The sequence below is a fragment of the Marinobacter santoriniensis NKSG1 genome, assembly GCF_000347775.1.
In the GTDB taxonomy this organism is placed as follows: Bacteria; Pseudomonadota; Gammaproteobacteria; order Pseudomonadales; family Oleiphilaceae; genus Marinobacter; species Marinobacter santoriniensis.
Map to the genome: position 1 here is coordinate 125,897 of NZ_APAT01000021.1, position 20,134 is coordinate 146,030.

The window sequence follows — 20,134 nt, forward strand, 5'->3', positions numbered from 1 at the left end:
CCCAAACGCAACGAACCCCGGAAAAACCGGGGTTCGCCGAAGGCCCGGGCCTGCGTCAATGCAGGCCAAAGGCCAGAGTTTCACCTGTTGAGCGAAACTTAGATCTTGCCTACCAGGTCCAGTGACGGAGCCAGTGTCTCCTCACCTTCTTTCCACTTGGCCGGGCAGACTTCACCAGGGTGGTTGCGCACGTACTGAGCGGCTTTCACCTTGCGCAGCAGATCGTCAGCGTCACGGCCGATGCCTTCAGCAGTGATTTCCATCGCCTGGATGACACCATCCGGATCGATCAGGAAGGTAGCGCGGTCGGCCAGGCCCTGACCTTCACGCATCACACCGAAGTTGTTGGTGATGGTGCCGGTCTGGTCGCCAACCATGTAGTAGTTGATCTTGCCGATGGTCTCGGAAGTATCGTGCCACGCCTTGTGGGTGAAGTGGGTGTCTGTGGAGACAGAGAACACTTCCACGCCCAGCTTCTGCAGCTCTTCGTATTTGTCGGCTACGTCGCCCAGCTCGGTCGGGCAAACGAACGTGAAGTCGGCCGGGTAGAAGAAGAAGACGGCCCACTTGCCTTTCACGTCAGCTTCGCTGATTTCAACAAACTCGCCCTGCTTGAATGCAGTTGCGTTGAACGGTTTGATTTCGCTGTTGATGATGCCCATTAAGGTATCTCCTTCGAGGTGCATTTAACGGTGGATGAAATACGCAATCAAAGATACGGATTTCACGCGCTTCGTCAAAATTGATTATTTCCAATCCCTGAATAGGATTTCTCTATTTACCGCCGGGACGATGAAATCGGTGACCAACCGGCTGAAACCGCGAGTCCGGCTGTGGGACTTACTATGGGGGCTCATCCGACAAGTTCAATCGACAGCGTTCAAAAAGCCAAAAACCCCGTCAATTCCGAAACTTGTGCTACCTTTTTGTTGACTACCGACTTCCAGGATCGAACACCACCATGGCGTACTTCAGCAAGCACTACCACAGTCCCGGAACGGCTCCCGGCACACTGATTTCGACCTCCCCCACCGCCGGTCCCGCTTCCATTCACCTGATCGACTACACGGAAGATTCGGTAGAAGAAGAGCGACTGGCCACGCCCAGGGAATGCCAGGCCTACCTGGAGCGGAACACCAAGACCTGGATCCAGGTCAACGGGCCGGTCAACGTGGACACGCTCAGGACCCTGGGCGACATGTTCAACCTGCATGATCTGGCTCTGGAGGATGTCCTCAACAGCGGACAGCGACCCAAACTGGAGCTGTACGACGATCAGCTGTTCATCATCGCCGCCATGCCGGTGTTTCAGGGCAATGCCCTCGAAATTGTCCAGATCAGCCTGTTCGTCGGGAAAAACTACCTGATCTGTTTGTGTCCCCTGGAGGAGGACCCTTTTGAGCCGATCCGAAAGCGCATGCTCAACCCCAGTAACAAGCGGTTCGCCAGTCGGGAAATCGATTACCTGCTCTATGCCCTTCTGGATCTGATCACAGACTCGGCTTTCCCGGTGCTGGAAACTTTCGGGGACAAACTGGAGGACATGGAACTGGAACTGCTGGAACAGCCCCGCAAGCAGACCCTCTCCGACATCCACCGTCTGAAGCGGGAATTGTTGCTCCTGCGCCGCGTCCTCTGGCCGCAGCGGGAGCTGCTGACCACCCTGATGCGGGTGGAAGACCCGCTGATCAACCCGGACACCCTGATCTATTACCGGGACTGCCACGACCACAGCGTGCAGATCATCGAATTGCTGGAAAGCTTCCGGGACATGGCCACCGGCATGCTGGACATCTACCTGTCGAGCATCAGCCAGCGCACCAACGAGACCATGCGTGTGCTGACCATCATAGCCACCATCTTCATCCCTCTGACCTTCATCGTTGGGGTGTACGGCATGAACTTCCAGAATCCGGACAGCCCCTGGGCCATGCCGGAACTCAGCTGGTATTACGGCTATCCGATGGTCTGGGGGCTGATGATCGCCATTACCGCCGGACTGGTGTGGTTCTTCAAGCGGCGGGGCTGGCTGTAGCAGGTCGCCTCGGACGCCGGAACAACACGTAGTTGCCGAGGATGGCCAGTGCGGCACCGGTAAAGGCGAAACCGGTCCAGACGAATCCTTCCAGCCAGGTGGACACGCTCAGGGCCACTACGGGAAACAGCACGGTGGCGTAACCGGCCTTGTCGGCACCCAGGGTCCGGATGACTGTGATGTAGCTGAAGAAGGCAACGATCGAACCCGGTATGGCCAGAAACAGGGTGGCACCCCAGAACACGGAACCCGACGGCAGCGTCCATTGAACGCCCTGTACCAGACACCAGAGGCCGAGCGCAGCAGCCCCATAGGTCATTGCCCAGGCATTGCCCGCCAGCAGCGGAATGTCTGCTGACCGAACTTTCAGGCTGATCAGATTGCCCAGCGAAAACCAGAAGGTACCGGCCAGGGCAAAGGCCAACGCCACGGGCGTCGCTTCTCCGCTCCTGAGATCGTGCCAGAACAGCAACGCCACACCGGAAACACCCAGCGCCACCGCCGGATAAATCCGGGGCGACGGACGCGTGCCCAGGAACAGCCGCCCGTTAAAAGCATTGAACAACGCCGCCAGAGAAAAGATTACCGCCAGCAACCCGCTGGTCATGCTCTCGGCCGCCCGGTAAATCAACAGGAAATTGATGCTGTAGAGGGTCAGCCCCTGCAGTACCAGCCAGCCGTGCTGACGGAGTGTAAAGCGCGGCAACCGGCGCAGCAGCGCCAACCCACCCAGTGCCACGGCTGACGCCAGGACAAACCGGTAGAACACCGCAAGATCCACCGCCGTCGCCTCCACCTGCAGGCGGATGGCGGTCCAGGTCAGCCCCCAGATCAGGACCGTCAGGGCATAGTGGGCTCCAATCGGCATCTGAAAATCCTCCGGTGTTTATCAAAGATCCAGCTTAGCCGGAGCAATGACCACGGACTTGCCAGATCTTGCGCAACGGTGGAAGATTCCTGCTATCACCTAACGGAATGATCGGGAGCCGAGCGGAATGGCCGCAGACCGGGAGCAGTCCAGAGATATCGTCACGGCCCTGACCCGGGCGGGGGCGGCGCCACGACGCCTGCTCGAACTCAACGAGGGCCGGGCCCTTGCGCACTGGCACAATGAGCGCGGTGAAGCCCACTATGAACGTCCACGCCACCATGCCCTGAGCATCTACACAAGGGGCGGGGAAAAGACCAGCCGACAGGTCAACGGGCGCGCGGTCAGCCAAGGTTTCCCCGGTGCCGTGTGCCTGTTCCCGGCAGGTAGCCAATCCAAGTGGCGCATAGACGGCCCGTTCGAGTTCCTGCACTTCTACTTTACCGACCAGGACCTGCACCGCTGTATCGAGACCACCTGGGACCGTGAACCCGGCTCCCTGGCCCTGGAAGAGCGCTACCAGATCCAGGATGAGGTCATCGCCAAAGCGGGCCAGCTTCTTGATCTGACGGACTGGGAAACCGCCGACCAACCCCAGGCCATGGACCACCTTGCCCACTGGCTGATTGTGCAACTGGCGGGTCGGTATGGGACCCGGGCCCTTCCGGAACCCGCTGTCACCGGCCGGTTCTCGAAAGCCCGACAGAGAGCCCTGTCGGAACGAATCGAGGCCTCCCTCGGACAACTGCTGGATCTCGCTACCATGGCCGGCTGGACCAATCTCAGCCCCTACCACTTTGCCCGCCTGTTCCGGGCCAGTTTCGGCCTGGCGCCCTACCAGTATGTTCAGGAACGGCGTCTCCTGAAGGCAAGACGCCGGCTTGCCGAATCGGCGGACAAGATCACCGTTATCGCCCTGGAGTGTGGGTTCGGGGACGCCAGCCAGTTCAGCCGGGCATTCCGGAAACGCTTTGGAATACCCCCGTCACGCGTCCGTTCGTGACGATGCACCAGAGTTCTTATCGGGCGGTGTCCAGACCGGCACATCTTCCCGTCTCGGTTCGTCCCAGTCCTGCTGCATGGCGCCGCTGAGCGCTTCCTCAAGTTTCATGAACAGCTCACTGTAACGGGGACTGAAACTCATGCCCTCCTGGATGTCTTTCCAGGCCTCGAACAGTTCGTCTTCGTGGGCACGCTCGTTTTCGAGGAACGCCCAGGTCATCTGGCGGGCCCGCATGGGATGAACGCCCATTGCGGTCATGGCATGCCCCCCCAGCTCCAGTGCCGAGTGATAGGTCTCACTGACAACATCGTCGGCACCGGCCTGACGGAGACGATAGCCGTGCCCCCGGTCAAACGCCCGGGCGAGCACCCAGACACCGGGATAAAACTGCTTCACGTGCTCCACCATCTTGACCGCCCGGTCGCGGTCATCGATCGCCACCACCAGCAGACGGGCCTCTTCGACGCCGGCGGTTTCCAGCAAATCCGGGCGGCTGGCGTCGCCAAAATAGCTTTTCAGTCCGATCTGGCGGACGTTCTCGATCTGCTCGATTTCGTGATCAAGCACCACCGTGGGAATATTGTTGGCCCGGAGCAGACGGCACACGATCTGGCCAAAGCGGCCAACGCCGGCGACGATGACCGGCGCCTGCTCCTCAATGGCGTCTGCCTCGCGATCGGCATTCCTGGTTCGCCGGTACCAGGGCAACACCGCCCGGTCGTAGGCGATGAACAGCAATGGCGTCAGGAACATGGACAGGGCCACCACCAGCGAGAGCAACTGGGACAGATCTGACGGAATCACCCGGTTCTGGACACTGTAGTTGAGCAATACAAAGCCGAATTCACCGGCCTGGGCCAATCCCAGAGTGAAGAGCCAGCCATTGCTGCCACGCACTCCGAACAGCAACGCCAACGCCCACAGGATCAGGGCCTTCACGAGGATCACCGCCGCAACAAGCCCGAGCACCGTGCCCCAGGCATCCACCAACAGTCCGAAATTGATCCCGGCACCCACGGTGATGAAGAACAGACCCAACAGCAGCCCTTTGAACGGCTCGATATTGGCTTCCAATTCGTGCCGGAATTCACTGTTGGCGAGCACCACACCTGCCAGGAAGGCGCCAAGCGCGGGGGACAGATTGACCAGGCTCATCAGAGCGGCAATGCCGATGACCAGCATCAGGGCGGTGGCGGTAAACACCTCCCGCAGACCTGAGCGGACGACATAACGAAACAGAGGACGCCCCAGATAGAAGCCTCCACCAATGACGGCGGCTACGGCTGCGACCACCACGAGGGCGTGGGCCCAACCCGGCAGTCCGTCAACAAGATTCAGATGTTTACCGGTCACCAGCCCGGATCCAGACTCCTCAGTTCCGGGAATGACCGCCAGCAAAGGAATCAGCGCAAGAACCGGGATGACAGCGATGTCCTGGAACAGCAGGACGGAGAAAGAACTGCGCCCCCCTTCCGTCTTGCCAAGGCCCTTCTCATTCAGGGTCTGAAGAACGATGGCCGTCGACGACAGCGCAAAGATAAAGCCGACCGTCAGTGCCGTCTGCCAGACCAGGCCAAACCAGAGACCGACCCCGAGTCCGGCCAGTGCCGAAAGGAGTACCTGCAGGCCCCCCAGGCCGACCAGGCGAACCCGCATGGCCCACAGGGCCTTGGGATCGAGTTCCATGCCCACCAGGAACAGCATCATGACCACGCCGAACTCGGCGAAATGCTGGATAGTGGAGGCTTCCTGCCCGACGAGTCCCGCCACCGGGCCGATGACCACACCGGCCACCAGATAACCCAGCACGGAACCCAGCCCGAATCGCTGGGCCAGGGGCACGGCGATGACCGCCGCAACGAGGTAGATAAAGGCCTGGACGAAATAGGCGGTCATTCAGTGGCTTCTTGTCAGGGGTGGGTTCAACGCTTTCGACGATAATCCGGATCGGTCCAGCACACCGGAAGCGGCTCGCCTGAGGGAAAGACCAGTTCCGTTTTGGGGAAAGACTCCGGGTCCTGGGCTTCCTCCCCATAGTGCAGGCTGCCTTTCACGCTGTTCACATGGGGATCGAACAGGTCGTTGGTATCCAGTACTTCGATCAGGTGGCCGTTGCTTTTATCCGCGACAAACATGACAGCGCTCCTTTTCCGAACCGTTTTTTTAACGGTAACAGACAACCGGGTATTCTGCCGGTCCAGATTGTCCGGGGTTGAAAAAACCTCAACCCGGTCTGATGGTTAGTCACATACGTATTCGAATTCATCACAGGCAGAAGGATCAACGTGCTTATGACGTTTGATCAGATGCAGTCGATGATTGACAGCTGGACCGGCCTGGGCATCTGGCTGGCACTGGTGGCTGCCAGTATCATCTGGGTGGTGTATGACCTCCAGACCCGGAACAGTCACATTCCCTCCATCATGCAATGGGTCTGGATTCTCACGGTGCTCTACTCCGGCCCGATCGGGGTGGCCGTGTACCGCTATTCCGGTCGCAAGGAAATTGCCACGGACAACCTGGCCAGAAAAGGCTTCCGCTCGGTCGCCCACTGCTACTCCGGATGCGGTATGGGTGAGGTGCTGGGCGTCCTTCTTGCAGTCGGACTCCTGGCCACCGGCAATTTCTGGGCATCCATTATCACGTTCATCCTGGCCTACGTATTCGGCTTTGCGCTGAACGTCGGGCCCATGATGCAAAATGGCATGGCCTTCGCTGATGCCGTGAAAGGCGCCTTTGTGGCGGAAACCATCAGCATTACCGTGATGGAGGCGGTCGCCATCTCCACCGGGCTGCTGCTGGGTGGCCAGGCCACCATGGGTGATGCCCTGTTCTGGACCTCGCTCTACATTTCCCTGTCTCTGGGGCTGTTCGCCGCCTGGCCCGCCAACATGCTGCTCATCCACTTCAACCTGAAGGGCGGCATGGGCGACCCGCGGGACGTGCATGCCCAGCATGCGCACTGCCACTGAACGGAAGCGCGATCAGAGCCTGATGAAATAGGGCACCGCCATCAGCACCACGCCCGCGACCACCAGGGCGTAGACGTTGGCGATGATGTAGGGAATGCCCATCAGGCCGATACCGGCGGCAAGCGGCACAATGGATTTCTGCCGCTTGCCGTACAGTGCAAACCCGAAACCAATGGCCCCGAACACGATGCCCCAGATCAGTTGGGCTTCACTCTGTAATCCCACCGCTTTCTGTGCCTCCCATTTGTGGTTTCAACGTTGCCGTTTCATGGCGTACATCCCCGCGTCCGCTCGGCGCAGCAACTGTTCAGCAGACTCTCCGTCCTCCGGATACAGCGCCAGGCCGATGCTGGCTCGCATGGTGAACGACTCACCACACAGGACCATGGGAGCCGCGAGGGTCTCCCTGAGCTTGAGCAGCGTGCTCTGCGCCGATGGCGCACCGGACAGGCCGGTCAACAGGACCGTGAATTCGTCGCCGCCCATTCTCGCGACGGTGTCCGCCTCCCGGGTATTGGCCTCCAGCCGCCGGGCCACTTCACGCAACATGAGATCTCCCAGTTCGTGGCCCCGTGAATCGTTGATCTGTTTGAATCCGTCCAGATCAAGGTACAGCAGCGCGAGGATCTCTCCGCTACGGCGCGCCGCTCTCAATGCCGTTTCCAGGCGGTCGTAGAACAGTGATCGATTGGTGAGGCCCGTCAGGGAATCATGGTGTGCCAGGAATCGCAGGTCTTCCTCGACCCGTTTGCGTTCTACGGCTGTCGCAAGCTGGGTAGCCACGAATTCCAGCAAATCCCGGTCTTCCGTGGAGTAATGCTCGGCGGACGATCGGCTCTCGATGACCACAGCGCCTAGGATGCGTCCCCGGGATTCCAGCGGCACCCCCAGCCAGCTGGCCGCCTCCTGTTCAACAGGGCCCGTGCGCCCGAGCCCCGGTCGGTCGGAATCGCTCCTGGCCAACAGCGCCTGCCCTGTCCGAATCACCTCGGCCATGGCCGAGTTTTCCTGCAGCGGACCATCAACCCAGGCCTGTTCGCGGTCCGTCGAAAAGTAGGGATAGGAAACCACCTCGTTCTTATCGTCGTAGAAGGCCAGGTAAAGATCGTTCGTGGAAAAGAGATCGCCAATAACCCGATGGATCTCTTCGCACAATGCACGCAGGCTCTCGGCGGCGTGGGCGGATTGAGAAATACGGTACAGCGCGTCACGGGTCTGGTCAGAGCGACGCAACGCGGTCACGTCCCGCGCCACCGCAATGCGCACCCGTTCCTCCTCAAGCCAGCGGGCAGACCAGAGGATGCTGATCGCGTGGCCATCCTTGTGCACGTAACGATTTTCAAAGTCGATGTGAGGAGCGCCAGCCATCACCCTGCGCGCCGCCGCCAGCGTGCGATCAAGGTCGTCGGGGTGGAGGTAATCCAGTATCCGCGTACCCCTCATCTCCGCGGGGCGGTAACCGAACACCTGCTCACAGGCATCGCTGATAAAAACGATGATGCCCGACTCGTCCACCACAAGCACAGGATCAAGCAGCAAATGAACCAGCTTGGGATACAGTCGGTCGAGATTGAACGTGCTAGTCGGCGGCATAGGGATCGATGCATAGGAACTCTCTGAAGATCATAGTGCCGATTCGCGGTAAGAGACAGTGCCGAACCGCCGATTCCCTTGCCTTCGATCATCTCTGGCCCGGCCGACAGCCTCGGTCTGCCGTTGAAAGGTGCAAATCACGCCCCAACTGGATAGCATTCTAATCGGATTCACCAATTTGAGGTCCTATGAACCCGTCCACCGACGCCCCCAGCCTTCGACCCAACGACCTGCTCACGTTCATCATGGCCCTGGCCTGTGGCGTTGCGGTGGCCAATATCTACTACGCCCAGCCGCTGCTGGACACCCTAGCCCGCTATTTCGACGTCGGCCAGGGTTCGGCCGGCGTCATCATCACCATGACTCAGCTGGGTTACGCCACGGGACTGATTCTGCTCGTTCCGCTCGGCGATCTGCTTGAACGCCGACGGCTGATCACGGCCATGTCCGTGGTCACGGCGCTGTCCCTGGCCGGGATTGCCCTGTCGCCCACCATCGAACTGTTCATTGTCACCGCCCTGGCCACCGGGGTAACCGCGGTTGTCGCCCAGGTCCTGGTCCCGTTTGCGGCCCATATGGCCAGTGACGCCGAACGCGGCCGAGTGGTTGGCCGGGTGATGACCGGCCTGCTACTGGGCATCCTGTTGGCTCGGGTGGTGTCGGGAAGCATCGCGGACCTGCTGGGATGGCGTGCCGTGTACTGGATTGCAGCGGGGATCATGATCCTGCAGACCATCATGCTGGCCCGCCTGCTTCCAAAGGAGCCGGCACAATCGGCCATGCCGTACGGCCGGTTGCTGCTGTCAGTGCTGACCCTGATGCGGGAAGAGCCCCTTCTGCGTCGGCGCATTTTCTATGGCGCCCTGGGTTTTGCCGCCTTCAGCGCCTTCTGGACCACCATTCCGTTCCTTCTGGCGCAGGCGCCCTATCACTATCCCGATTCCATGATCGGCCTTTTTGGCCTGCTCGGTGTCGCCGGCGCACTCTGCGCCAATTTCGCCGGCAGCCTGCACGACCGGGGCCATTCCCGAAGCGGGACGGTCCTGTTCCAGGCAATGATCGGCGTCTCGTTCGTGCTGATGGCGGTCTACGCCCACAGTCTGGCGGCGATCATCCTGGGTATTATCCTCCTGGACCTCGGGGTGCAGGGTAATCAGATCCTTAACCAGAGCGCGATCTACCAGATCCGCCCGGATGCCCGGAGCCGAATTACCACCGCCTACATGACCTGTTATTTCCTGGGCGGCGCAGCGGGCTCCGCCGGCGCCGCCTACCTGTACCAGTTTGCCGGCTGGTCCGGCGCCTGCGCACTGGGCGGAACCCTCGGGCTGACCGGTGTCCTGTTCTGGCTGACGGAGCCACCGAGGCAGAGTGTCAAACCTGTGTAAATTCTGTACACAAATCGCTACACGAAAAACGGTCGATTTGTCGCCGGATCGGCGCTAGGATCTGAGGAGAACCCGGGCCCACAACAACAAGGCAATCACAATGGCCGACGGTAGGGTGAACCGACCTTGAATCTGCAGCGAGTCCTTCGTTTTCTGGCTCTTCTTTCCCTCCTTGCGGTGTGTTCCACTGCGTCGGGAAATGATATCGAAGTCAATGAAGTGACACCGTCAACGCCGATTTCCGCCCATTTTCAGTACTGGGAGGATCCAAGAGGCGGGGCCACCATTGACGACGTTCGTCAGCTCCCGCCGTCTCAATGGCAGAACAACGAATCAGGCAATGCCACCTTTGGCATGACAGAATCGGCCTACTGGCTCCGCTTTCCGGTAAGCAACCGGTCTTCCGAACGCCTGAATCTCATCGCCGAACTGGCTTATGCGCCACTGGACGATGCCGTTTTTCATGTTTTCGAAAATGGCCGGGAAATCCGCACCTTCCGCACCGGCGACACCCACCCTTTCTACCCGAGGGACGTGGACAACCCGAACCTGCTACTCCGATTCTCGCTGGCCCCGGGAGAGACCAAAACCGTTTACGCCCGGGTACAGACCGCCGGCACCATGGTCATACCTCTGAGGATCTGGCGGGAAAACCGATTCTTCGAATCGGCCGCCAACGAACAGAAACTGCACTTTTTTTACTATGGCAGCCTGGCGGTGATCGTACTGATCAACCTGGCGGTGTTTCTCACCCTCCGGGAACGCCTATACCTCTACTACGCGCTGGCCGTGACCGGCTACGTGATGTTTTTTGCGTCGATCAAGGGGTTCACCTTCCAGCATCTGTACCCGGATTTTCCCCAGGTCCACGCCCGGGTGCTTCTGGCCTCAATGCCTTTCCTGGCGTTGTTCTCCCTCCTGTTCTGCCGCGACTTCCTGAAAGTGCGCGAACACAGCCCAAAACTGGACATGGCGCTTCGGGCAATGATGGTGTTCGAATTCTCGTTTTTGATGGTCTCACTGGTCATCAGCTACAACGCCGCCATCATGCTCTCCTCCGTGTCGGCGCTCGTATTCTTCTCCCTGTTACTCATCGCCGGCCCCGTCTCCTGGGCCGCTGGCGTTCGCGCGGGCGCTTTCTTTACCGTCGCCTGGACACCCCTGACCATCGGCGTTCTGGCCACGGCGGGCCGGTCGCTGGGGGTATTTCCGGAGAACTTTTTCACCGAGTACGCCATGCAGATCGGATCGGGACTGGAAGCCTTCATACTGACCCTGGCACTGGCGGACCGCCTCTATTGGGAACGGGAAGACAAGATCAAGGCCCAGGCAGAAAACCTGCGCCAGGAGAAGGCCCGAAGTGAGGCCCAGAACCAGCTGACCGAAGCCATGACCCACGACCCGGTGACCGGCCTGCCCAACCGCAACCGGTTTGAACGCATGGTGAATCAGCAGCTCCAGCAACACCCGGGCGGCCACTACATGGTGGGGGTCGCCCGCATCACCCGGCTCGATGAGATCAACCGGACCCTGGGACTGACCCGAAGCGACCGCCTGTTGAAAGATATTGCCGCCCAGATGACCGAACTGGCCGGACGTCTGCCGATCGTCAAGGGCAGCCTGGATCATCACGGTCGCGAGGAGCGGGTCTACCAGCTATCCGGTGACAGCTTTGGCGTATTCGTGGACGCCGCGAGTGCCACGGATAATTTCCAGGCCCTGAATGAGGCACTCCGGAAACTGTCCGAGCCGATTTACCTGGACAGCCTGGCCATCGAGCTGCATCCGAAGTTCGGTGCCTCAGCCTTCCCGATGCATGGCAACAATGCTGCGCAGCTTATCCGGAATGCCCATGTCGGCATGGAAATCGCGCCCCACGGCCCGTTCGAAACCGGCGTGTATTCACCGGACTATGACATCTACAGCGAGAGCCGCCTGACCCTCATGTCCGACCTGCGCGAAGCCCTGCACAGCGATCAGACCCAATTGCACTACCAGCCCAAGATCGACCTCGCGACAGGGCGGGTCATCGGCCTGGAAGCACTGATTCGCTGGCACCATCCGGAGCGCGGGGACGTTGGTCCGTCGGAATTCATTCCGCTGGCCGAAGAAACCGGTGTCATCCGGGAGGTCACCCGCTGGGCGCTGGACCGGGGCATCCAGGACCTGGCCCGATTGGGCGCCAGACATCAGCTACTGGGCCTCTCGGTCAACATTTCCGCCAGGGACCTGATGTCACGGGATCTGCCGGCGGTTATCGAGGACCTGATGGGCCGATATTCGGTCGCGCCTGAACGGCTCACCCTTGAGTTGACCGAGACCGCCGCCATGGACGACCCGGAGAGCGGGCTCAAGGCACTGCAGGCCCTGGCTGACATCGGCTTGCAGGTGTCCATCGACGATTTCGGCAGCGGCTACTCTTCCCTTTCCTACCTCAAACAATTGCCGGTGAGCGAGATCAAGCTGGACCGCTCCCTGGTGATAGACATCGGTACCAGTGAAAGCGCTCGCGTGATTGTCGAAACTGCTATCAATATGGCCCATGGCCTGGGCTACCGCATCGTCGCCGAAGGCGTGGAAACCGACGACGTGGCCGAACTGCTGAGGGACATGCACTGCGATACCCTCCAGGGCTTCTGGCTCAGCCGGCCCATAGGTCTGGATGTCCTCCCGGACTGGCTCGATGCGCGACGCTCTCTCGCACATCCCTGATAAACACACCGATAAACTATTACGCTGCCCAATAAAACATGCCCGATTGCTTTCCGAGGATCGTTGCCTCGATTCGTTGTTTCGCCGCCTTGCCTGCCATCCCGTAACACACATGCAGTGGCAACAGATGTTCCTCACGTGGGTGGCAGAATCGGGCATGGGGTGCCTGGTCCCAGTGCACCAGGCGGTCGAACCGCGCGGTTTCACTCATCCCGGGATCGGTGCAAGTTTCCTCCAGCCAGTTCTCGAAGGCCTCGTTCCGGGCCTGGGTATCGGGTGTGGTCGGCGCAAAGAAAGCCCGCATGTTATGGAACGAAAAGCCAGAGCCGATGACCAGCAGGTTGTCATTGTCCAGTGCCTGGAGGGCACGGCCAATATCCAGATGGGTCCTGGCATCCAGGGTATTAACCAGTGACAGCTGGACACAGGGGATGTCCGCCTCCGGATACATCAGCTTCAGCGGGACGAACAACCCGTGATCGAAGCCGCGCTGATCATCCAGCCGTGCCGGCATCCCGGCCTTCTCCAGCGCCGCCTGCACCTGTCCCGCCAGCGCAGGTTCGCCGGGACAGGGGTACTGGATGTCATAGGACTCGGGAGGAAAACCGTAGTAATCGTAAATCAACGAAGGCGACGGCCCGGAAGTGATCGTCGGTACCGATTCTTCCCAGTGAGCGCTGATGACCAGTATCGCCGAGGGCTTAGGCAGGGTTCGGGCAATTTCCGGGAGCCGATCCACCATCTCCCGGTGAGCAGGATCCCCCAGCAGCGGCATCGGGCCGCCACCGTGAGAGATAAACAAAATATCGGTCGTTTTCTGCATGTTGGCTACTCCCGAACAGGTGCTCGCGGACAGGTCCGGGAACACCCGTGATCCTGACTATCGCCGATTATGCCGCCGCAGGCCTGCGGTACGCAGCCCCGGTACCGAGACGCTGGAGCACGACGTTATCCAGAGCGAATCGTCCGCCACCCTGAATGGCCAGGGCCAGGCTCACCACAAACAGGGTCAGGGCATACTCGTATCCATTGTTGGCCATGAACAGACCGTTCTGGATATGAACGCTGAAGATCGCAACCAGCATGGTGACCGCCACAGCCAGTGCCGCCGGGCGGGTCAGCAGGCCAAGAGCCAGGGCCAGACCGCCGAAGAACTCGGCACTGCCGGCCATCAGGGCCATCAGGTAGCCCGGCTCCAGGCCGATGCTGGCCATCCACTGACCAGTGCCTTCCAGACCATGACCACCGAACCAGGCAAACAGTTTCTGTGAGCCATGGGCCGTCAGGATGAGCCCGACCGGAACCCGGAGGGCCAAAGCGGCAAAACCGCCGTTGGAACCAAAAAGCGCCTGGGCAAATCGAGTATTCATAAGGGTCACCTTCAATCTGTTGCTATGGAATGGTTCTGAAGTCCGCTTCAGAAGATGGAAGCACTCTACTATCGCCATAACAAAAGACTAAGACGCCCTTCGTTGGCTTATTAACAACGGATTGTTGATAATAAGACCAGGCCCGAACAGCAGGACACATTCATGGACCGTATCGACGCCATGCGCGCCTTTGTCACCGTGGTGAACGAAGGCACCTTCACCCGCGCGGCCGACCGTCTGGAGATGTCACCGCAGCTGGTCAGCAAATATGTCTCCCAGCTCGAACAGCACCTCGGAGTGCGCCTGCTGAACCGGACCACCCGGAAACTCCACCTGACCGAAGCCGGCCGCCGTTACCACCAGCGGGCCGAGCAGGTACTCAACGATATTGACGATCTGGAGAACCAGCTGGGCGACCTGCAGAGCGAGGCCAGAGGCTTGCTTCGCATCAGCGCGCCGGTCTCCTTTGCCATCCGCCATATGGCCCCGCTGCTGACCGGGTTCCAGAAGTCCCACCCGGCCGTGGATATCGACCTGCAACTGAACGACCGGAAGGTGGATATCGTCGAGGAAGGGTTCGATATTGCCCTGCGTATCGGCCACCTGAAGAGCTCTTCCCTGATCGCCAAACGCATCGCCCCGGTGCGGCTGGTGACCTGTGCCTCACCGGCCTATCTGGCAGAGCACGGCACGCCGCAGCGGCCGGAAGACCTCCGGGATCACCGTTATCTGCGGTACAGCTATATGGATCAGGATGCGACCGGAGAGGTGCACCGGTGGCTGCAAGGTGCGGAGACGCATTCGGCGGGGGATATGATCAGCAACAATGGCGATGTGCTGGTGGAGGCCGCCATTGCCGGTGCCGGCATCGCGGTCCAGCCCACGTTCATCGCCGGCTCCGCGATACGGGAGGGTAAACTGAGAGTCATCCTCGCCGATCACGAACCGGAACCGATGGCGCTGTACGCGGTGTACGCGCACCGCCAGCTATTGGCCAGCAAGGTGCGCAGCTTTATCGACTTTCTCGACGGCTACTTCGGGGATCCGCCTTACTGGGACCGGTTCGGCTGATCCGCCCGATCAGTTCGCCGAGATTCCCGCGGCCCGCGCCCGGGCTGCGTGCAGCTTCTTGTAGCTCTCCACCAGCCGCAGGTGCTTTTCCAACCCTTCCAGCTGGGTATTGGTCGGTGTCAGGCCGTGGAAGCGCACGGTACCCTCGACGGAACCAACCACCGCGTCCATGGTGTCGTCGCCGAACATGCGGCGGAAATTGACGATATAGTCGTCCAGTTCCAGCTCTTCGTCGAGGGTCACTTCCAGTACCGCCTGCATGGCCTGGTAGAACAACGTGCGCTCGACGGTGTTGTCGTTGAACTGCAGGAACATCTCGACGAACTCCAGCGCCTCCTCGTGCCAGCCCAGGGCCAGGCAGATCAACAACTTCAGCTCCAGGATGGTCAGCTGCCCCCAGACGGTGTTTTCGTCGAATTCCACCCCGATCAGGGTGATGATGGTCATGTAGTTGTCGAGCTGGCTGGCCTCCAGGCGCTCCGCCAGATCCGCCAGCTGCTCGTCACTCAGGGAATGCAGGTTGAGGATGTCTTCCCGGTAGTCCAGGGCCATATTGGTGTTGTCCCAGATGAGGTCCTCCACCGGGTAGACCTCGGAATACCCGGGCACCAGGATTCGGCAGGTGGGTGCGCCCAGATCCTCGTGAACCGCCACATACACTTCCTTGCCCAGCTCCTCAAGGATACCGAGCAGGTGAGCCGCCTCTTCTTCGTTGGTACCGGAGAAGTTCCAGTCACTGAATTCGATATCCGACTTCGCGCTGAAGAACCGCCAGGACACCACACCGGTGGAGTCGATGAAGTGCTCGACAAAGTTGTTGGGCTCGGCCACCGCCAGACTGTTGAACGTCGGCGGCGGCACATCGTTCAGACCCTCGAAGCTGCGCCCCTGCATCAGCTCGGTAAGGCTGCGCTCGAGGGCCACATGGAAGCTCGGGTGGGCGCCGAACGAGGCAAATACACCGCCGGTTTTCGGGTTCATCAGGGTCACGCACATGACCGGGAACCGGCCACCCAGGGAGGCGTCTTTCACAAGAATGGGGAAACCCTGTTCCTCCAGTGCCTCGATGCCTTCCACGATCTCCGGATACCGTTCGAGTACGTGCCGGGGCACATCCGGAAGTGCGATTTCCTGTTCGATGATTTCCTTCTTAACCGCCCGCTCGAAGATTTCCGAAAGGCACTGCACCTTGGCCTCCGCCAGGGTGTTGCCGGCACTCATGCCGTTGCTCAGGAACAGGTTCTCCACCAGATTGGACGGGAAGTACACCACTTCCCCGTCAGACTGGCGCACGTAGGGCAAGGCGCAGATACCGCGATCCACACGGCCGGAGTTGGTGTCGATCAGGTTGGAGCCGTGCAGCTCGCCCTCCGGGTTGTAGATGGCCAGGCAGTGCTCATCCAGGATGCCGTCCGGCAGCTCGTCGTCCGGCCCCGGCTGGAACCATTTCTCGTCCGGGTAGTGGACAAACTCAGCGTTGGCGATCTCCTCGCCGAAATACTGATCGTTGTAGAAAAAGTTGCAGTTCAGCCGCTCGATGAACTCACCCAGCGCCGAACACAGGGCGCTTTCCTTGGTGGCACCCTTGCCGTTGGTAAAACACATGGGTGAGGCGGCGTCGCGGATGTGCAGCGACCACACGTGGGGCACGATGTTGCGCCAGGAGGCAATTTCGATCTTCATGCCCAGCTCCCGCAGGATGCCGGTCATCTTCGCAATGGTCTGCTCCAGCGGCGCATCCTTGCCCTCGATAAAGGTGTGGTGCTCGCTGTCCGGCTCCACCATGAGCAACGCCTGGGCATCCTCATCCAGGCTTTCCACCGTCTCGATCTCGAAGGTCGGGCCGGTCTGCACCACCTTTTTCACCGTGCAGCGCTCTATCGACCGCAGAATGCCCTGCTGGTCTTTCTCGGGCAGATCTTCGGGCAGCTCGACCTGGATCTTGAAGATCTGGTTGTATCGGTTCTCCGGATCGACGATGTTGTTCTGCGACAGCCGGATGTTATCGGTGGGAATGTTGCGCGCCAGGCAATACACTCGCACAAAGTAGGCGGCGCACAGCGCCGAGGATGCCAGGAAATAATCAAACGGACTCGGCGCAGAGCCATCGCCCTTGTAGCGGATGGGCTGGTCGGTGACAACGGTGAAGTCGTCGAACTTGGCCTCAAGGCGGAGGTTGTCGAGAAAATTGACTTTGATTTCCATAGCGGGAGCACCAGGCTTGGAGAATTTCGGCGAGCCGTCAGGCTGAAACCCGCCATTATCCAGTTTTTGAGGGGGTTCGTCTCGAAGCTTGGTACAAACCCCTAATCAGCAAGCAAGGGAACGGCCCATGGCACGGAAAAAAGCCCCGAAAGATGGCAGCGCCCCGTCAACCCGACCTTCCTGGCAGGCACTGACCAAAGATGAACTGCTGTCCCGGCTCGCCACAGACGGCAAAGGCTTGTCAGAGGAGGAGTCCGGGCAACGATTGGAGCAATTCGGACCGAATGCACTGCCGGAGGTCAGGTCGCGTGGCTTGCTGGTTCGCTTCTTTTCCCATTTCAGAAATCTTCTGATCTACGTATTGCTGGCAGCCGCAGCGATCGCGGCCGCACTGCATCATTGGGTGGATACGGGAGTCATCCTGACCGTTGTTCTGGTGAATGCCATCATCGGCTTTATCCAGGAGGGCAAGGCCGAGGATGCACTGCGGGCTATCCGTCAGATGCTGTCAGCCAAGGCGATGGTCGTCCGCGGAGGCCGCCGGATGTCGATACCGGCCGAGCAACTGGTGCCCGGAGACCTCGTGACCCTGCAGTCCGGTGACAAAGTTCCGGCGGATCTGCGACTGCTGAAGGTCAAGAGCCTGCAGGTGCAGGAGGCGGCGCTGACCGGCGAGTCAGTGGCGGTGGCGAAATCGCTCGATCCGGTTTCGCCGGAGACGGACCTGGGAGACCGACGGAACATGGCCTATTCCGGCACCCTGGTTACCCAGGGGCAAGGAGCCGGCGTCGTTGTGGCGACCGGGGTCGATACAGAAATCGGGCGCATCAGCACCCTGGTGTCCCGAGTGGAATCCCTCACAACACCCCTCCTGCAACAGATGGACCGGCTGGCCCGCTGGATCACCGCTGCCGTCCTGCTGATCGCGATGCTGGTCTTTGTAGCCGGAATCACACTGCGCGATCACACTGCCGCAGAGATGTTCATGATCGTGGTCGGTCTGGCTGTAGCCGCCATACCCGAAGGCCTTCCGGCTATCCTTACCGTAACCCTGGCTATCGGCGTGCAACGGATGGCAACGCGCAAGGCCATCATCCGAAGACTGCCGGTGGTCGAGACACTCGGCTCGGTCAGCATCATCGGCTCTGACAAAACCGGTACCCTGACCCGGAACGAGATGACGGTGCGCAGTGTTATCACCCTCACTGACAGCTATAACGTGACCGGGACAGGCTACGATCCTCACGGCACCTTCGAGCATGACGGTCAGACATCCGATCCGACGGCGGACGATCTGCTGCGCCAGACGCTCCTTGCGGCACTGCTTTGTAACGATTCCTCACTGCAGAAGCGCGAGGATGCGAGCGGCTGGGAAGTCCATGGTGATCCGATGGAGGGGGCACTCCTGGCGGCTGCCATGAAGGCCGGAATGAACCCGGAGCATGAGACCAAGCAATATCCCCGCACGGATCTCATCCCCTTTGAATCAGAGCACAAGTTCATGGCGACCCTTCATCACAGCCATGAAGGACGCGCCTTTCTCTTTCTCAAAGGAGCCCCGGAACGGGTGGTGGAAATGTGCAAGGAGGTGGTGGGCGCCGGTCACAACCAGCCCAAGGATCGCGAATACTGGCATGAACAGATTGAGCAGATGGCGGCCCGGGGGCAGCGGGTACTGGCTGTGGCGACAAAGCCGGTCCGGAATGAACAGTCGGAACTCACGTTTGATGATGTGGAGAGCGACCTTGCGCTCCTCGGTCTCTATGGACTGATCGATCCGCCCCGGGAAGAGGCTATCAGTGCCGTGGGCGAGTGTCAGGCGGCCGGAATCCGCGTAAAAATGATCACGGGCGATCACTCGTCTACTGCACGCGCGATCGCCGCCCAACTCAAACTGCAGAACACCAAAGAGGCGGTCACCGGGCACGAACTGGAGCAAATGGATGATCCCGAGCTTCAGAAACGCCTTAACGACGTGGATGTCTATGCACGCGTCAGTCCCGAACACAAGCTGCGAATTGTGACCCTGCTTCAGCAACAAGGAGCTATCGTTGCCATGACCGGCGATGGCGTCAACGATGCCCCCGCGCTCAAGCGCGCAGACGTCGGCATTGCCATGGGCCGAAAGGGGACCGAAGCCGCCAAGGAAGCCTCCGAGATGGTCATCAGCGATGACAATTTCGCATCCATCGTCGATGCGGTACGTGAAGGGCGTACCGTTTATGACAACCTGAAAAAGGCCATTGCCTTTCTGTTACCGGTAAATGGCGGTGAATCGGTCAGCATCATCCTCGCAATCCTGGCGGGACTGACGCTACCAATCGCTCCCCTACAGATTCTCTGGGTCAACATGGTCAGCTCGGTAGCCCTGGCGATGGCACTGGCCTTCGAATTCAGTGAAAAGGACATCATGAAACGTCCGCCCCGGCCCGCCAAGGAGTCGATGCTCACTCCCTTCCTGGTATGGCGAATACTGCTGATCTCGACGCTGTTCGCTGCCGGTATTTTCGGTATCTTCAGTTGGACTCAGTACCACGGTTACAGCCTTGAGGAATCGCGCACCTACGCCGTCAACACCCTGGTCCTCATGGAAATCTTCTATCTGTTCAGCGTCCGCCGCCTTCGAAGCAGCTCCCTGGGACTCAGCGGCCTGTTCGGTTCCGGCAAGGTACTGATCGCGGTCAGCGTGGTTTTGGTGCTGCAACTGATTTTCACCTACGCACCGTTCATGGAGACATTCTTTGACACCCGCCCCATCCCCGCTGCCATGTGGTTGGTAATGCTGGCCGTCGGACTGGCCTTGCTGATGGTGCTGGAGTTGGAAAAATGGCTGATAGAACGCTGGGGCAGACGCGACGTCAGACGGCGGACCGACTAAACTGTTCGCCCTGAATTTCGTACTTACAGGGCTAAACTA

Annotated in this window: 16 protein-coding genes; 7 read left to right on the forward strand and 9 right to left on the reverse strand. The window is 60.1% G+C overall.

What is annotated here, in order from left to right; all coding sequences use genetic code 11:
• Positions 1–98 precede the first annotated feature (98 nt).
• Positions 99–662, reverse strand: a complete 564-nt coding sequence (ahpC, locus tag MSNKSG1_RS13960; protein WP_008939932.1) for an alkyl hydroperoxide reductase subunit C — start codon at positions 660–662, stop codon at positions 99–101.
• Positions 663–961: 299 nt separating this feature from the next.
• Here ahpC and corA point away from each other — a divergent pair, with 299 nt between their 5' ends.
• Complete coding sequence (gene corA, locus MSNKSG1_RS13965; RefSeq protein ID WP_008939933.1) at positions 962–2,035, forward strand: magnesium/cobalt transporter CorA; 1,074 nt, start codon at positions 962–964, stop codon at positions 2,033–2,035.
• Here corA and MSNKSG1_RS13970 read toward each other — a convergent pair.
• Positions 2,013–2,903, reverse strand: a complete 891-nt coding sequence (locus tag MSNKSG1_RS13970; RefSeq protein ID WP_008939934.1) for a DMT family transporter — start codon at positions 2,901–2,903, stop codon at positions 2,013–2,015. The genes corA and MSNKSG1_RS13970 overlap by 23 nt on opposite strands.
• 127 nt (positions 2,904–3,030) lie before the next feature.
• On the opposite strand from MSNKSG1_RS13970, the gene MSNKSG1_RS13975 reads away from it, so the two are divergent.
• On the forward strand, positions 3,031–3,906 hold the full coding sequence (locus MSNKSG1_RS13975) for a helix-turn-helix domain-containing protein (RefSeq protein WP_008939935.1): 876 nt from the start codon (positions 3,031–3,033) through the stop codon (positions 3,904–3,906).
• Here MSNKSG1_RS13975 and MSNKSG1_RS13980 read toward each other — a convergent pair.
• Positions 3,889–5,802, reverse strand: coding sequence for a monovalent cation:proton antiporter-2 (CPA2) family protein (locus MSNKSG1_RS13980; protein ID WP_008939936.1), 1,914 nt, complete (start codon positions 5,800–5,802; stop codon positions 3,889–3,891). The two genes, MSNKSG1_RS13975 and MSNKSG1_RS13980, sit on opposite strands and share 18 nt — an antisense overlap.
• Positions 5,803–5,828: 26 nt before the next feature.
• Complete coding sequence (locus MSNKSG1_RS13985; protein WP_008939937.1) at positions 5,829–6,041, reverse strand: hypothetical protein; 213 nt, start codon at positions 6,039–6,041, stop codon at positions 5,829–5,831.
• A gap of 156 nt (positions 6,042–6,197) precedes the next feature.
• Between MSNKSG1_RS13985 and MSNKSG1_RS13990 the strand changes: the two genes are divergently transcribed.
• Positions 6,198–6,878, forward strand: a complete 681-nt coding sequence (locus MSNKSG1_RS13990) for a DUF4396 domain-containing protein (protein ID WP_008939938.1) — start codon at positions 6,198–6,200, stop codon at positions 6,876–6,878.
• A 12-nt stretch (positions 6,879–6,890) separates the two neighbouring features.
• Here MSNKSG1_RS13990 and MSNKSG1_RS13995 read toward each other — a convergent pair whose 3' ends face one another.
• Positions 6,891–7,103 (reverse strand): hypothetical protein, encoded by a 213-nt coding sequence (locus tag MSNKSG1_RS13995; protein ID WP_008939939.1) that lies wholly within the window; start codon positions 7,101–7,103, stop codon positions 6,891–6,893.
• A gap of 27 nt (positions 7,104–7,130) precedes the next feature.
• On the reverse strand, positions 7,131–8,471 hold the full coding sequence (locus MSNKSG1_RS14000) for a sensor domain-containing diguanylate cyclase (protein ID WP_008939940.1): 1,341 nt from the start codon (positions 8,469–8,471) through the stop codon (positions 7,131–7,133).
• Between the two features lie 188 nt (positions 8,472–8,659).
• Between MSNKSG1_RS14000 and MSNKSG1_RS14005 the strand changes: the two genes are divergently transcribed.
• Positions 8,660–9,859 (forward strand): MFS transporter, encoded by a 1,200-nt coding sequence (locus MSNKSG1_RS14005; protein ID WP_008939941.1) that lies wholly within the window; start codon positions 8,660–8,662, stop codon positions 9,857–9,859.
• A 126-nt stretch (positions 9,860–9,985) separates the two neighbouring features.
• The gene (locus tag MSNKSG1_RS14010) at positions 9,986–12,571 is read left to right on the forward strand and encodes an EAL domain-containing protein (RefSeq protein ID WP_008939942.1); all 2,586 of its coding nucleotides are present in this window, start codon (positions 9,986–9,988) and stop codon (positions 12,569–12,571) included.
• 19 nt (positions 12,572–12,590) lie between these two features.
• On the opposite strand, the gene MSNKSG1_RS14015 is transcribed toward MSNKSG1_RS14010, so the two are convergent.
• Both MSNKSG1_RS14015 and MSNKSG1_RS14020 read right to left on the reverse strand, forming a co-directional pair.
• Entirely contained in the window at positions 12,591–13,394 is an 804-nt protein-coding gene (locus MSNKSG1_RS14015; RefSeq protein ID WP_008939943.1) for a DODA-type extradiol aromatic ring-opening family dioxygenase, read from the reverse strand.
• A gap of 67 nt (positions 13,395–13,461) precedes the next feature.
• Complete coding sequence (locus MSNKSG1_RS14020) at positions 13,462–13,941, reverse strand: DoxX family protein (protein ID WP_008939944.1); 480 nt, start codon at positions 13,939–13,941, stop codon at positions 13,462–13,464.
• A gap of 162 nt (positions 13,942–14,103) precedes the next feature.
• On the opposite strand from MSNKSG1_RS14020, the gene MSNKSG1_RS14025 reads away from it, so the two are divergent.
• Complete coding sequence (locus tag MSNKSG1_RS14025) at positions 14,104–15,012, forward strand: LysR family transcriptional regulator (protein WP_008939945.1); 909 nt, start codon at positions 14,104–14,106, stop codon at positions 15,010–15,012.
• A gap of 9 nt (positions 15,013–15,021) precedes the next feature.
• Here MSNKSG1_RS14025 and MSNKSG1_RS14030 read toward each other — a convergent pair whose 3' ends face one another.
• Positions 15,022–17,217 carry an OsmC domain/YcaO domain-containing protein gene (locus MSNKSG1_RS14030; protein ID WP_008939946.1) on the reverse strand — a complete coding sequence of 732 codons (2,196 nt, stop codon included), beginning with the start codon at positions 17,215–17,217 and terminating at the stop codon, positions 15,022–15,024.
• A gap of 127 nt (positions 17,218–17,344) precedes the next feature.
• Here MSNKSG1_RS14030 and MSNKSG1_RS14035 point away from each other — a divergent pair, with 127 nt between their 5' ends.
• Positions 17,345–20,095 carry a cation-transporting P-type ATPase gene (locus MSNKSG1_RS14035; RefSeq protein WP_008939947.1) on the forward strand — a complete coding sequence of 917 codons (2,751 nt, stop codon included), beginning with the start codon at positions 17,345–17,347 and terminating at the stop codon, positions 20,093–20,095.
• Positions 20,096–20,134: the final 39 nt, after the last annotated feature.

Bases quoted from the DNA above. Each gene is read 5' to 3' on its own strand.
- ahpC (WP_008939932.1), bottom strand. From the start codon at position 662: ATGGGCATCATCAACAGCGAAATCAAACCGTTCAACGCAACTGCATTC.
- corA (WP_008939933.1), top strand. From the start codon at position 962: ATGGCGTACTTCAGCAAGCACTACCACAGTCCCGGAACGGCTCCCGGC.
- MSNKSG1_RS13970 (WP_008939934.1), bottom strand. From the start codon at position 2,903: ATGCCGATTGGAGCCCACTATGCCCTGACGGTCCTGATCTGGGGGCTG.
- MSNKSG1_RS13975 (WP_008939935.1), top strand. From the start codon at position 3,031: ATGGCCGCAGACCGGGAGCAGTCCAGAGATATCGTCACGGCCCTGACC.
- MSNKSG1_RS13980 (WP_008939936.1), bottom strand. From the start codon at position 5,802: ATGACCGCCTATTTCGTCCAGGCCTTTATCTACCTCGTTGCGGCGGTC.
- MSNKSG1_RS13985 (WP_008939937.1), bottom strand. From the start codon at position 6,041: ATGTTTGTCGCGGATAAAAGCAACGGCCACCTGATCGAAGTACTGGAT.
- MSNKSG1_RS13990 (WP_008939938.1), top strand. From the start codon at position 6,198: ATGACGTTTGATCAGATGCAGTCGATGATTGACAGCTGGACCGGCCTG.
- MSNKSG1_RS14000 (WP_008939940.1), bottom strand. From the start codon at position 8,471: ATGCCGCCGACTAGCACGTTCAATCTCGACCGACTGTATCCCAAGCTG.
- MSNKSG1_RS14005 (WP_008939941.1), top strand. From the start codon at position 8,660: ATGAACCCGTCCACCGACGCCCCCAGCCTTCGACCCAACGACCTGCTC.
- MSNKSG1_RS14015 (WP_008939943.1), bottom strand. From the start codon at position 13,394: ATGCAGAAAACGACCGATATTTTGTTTATCTCTCACGGTGGCGGCCCG.
- MSNKSG1_RS14020 (WP_008939944.1), bottom strand. From the start codon at position 13,941: ATGAATACTCGATTTGCCCAGGCGCTTTTTGGTTCCAACGGCGGTTTT.
- MSNKSG1_RS14025 (WP_008939945.1), top strand. From the start codon at position 14,104: ATGGACCGTATCGACGCCATGCGCGCCTTTGTCACCGTGGTGAACGAA.
- MSNKSG1_RS14030 (WP_008939946.1), bottom strand. From the start codon at position 17,217: ATGGAAATCAAAGTCAATTTTCTCGACAACCTCCGCCTTGAGGCCAAG.
- MSNKSG1_RS14035 (WP_008939947.1), top strand. From the start codon at position 17,345: ATGGCACGGAAAAAAGCCCCGAAAGATGGCAGCGCCCCGTCAACCCGA.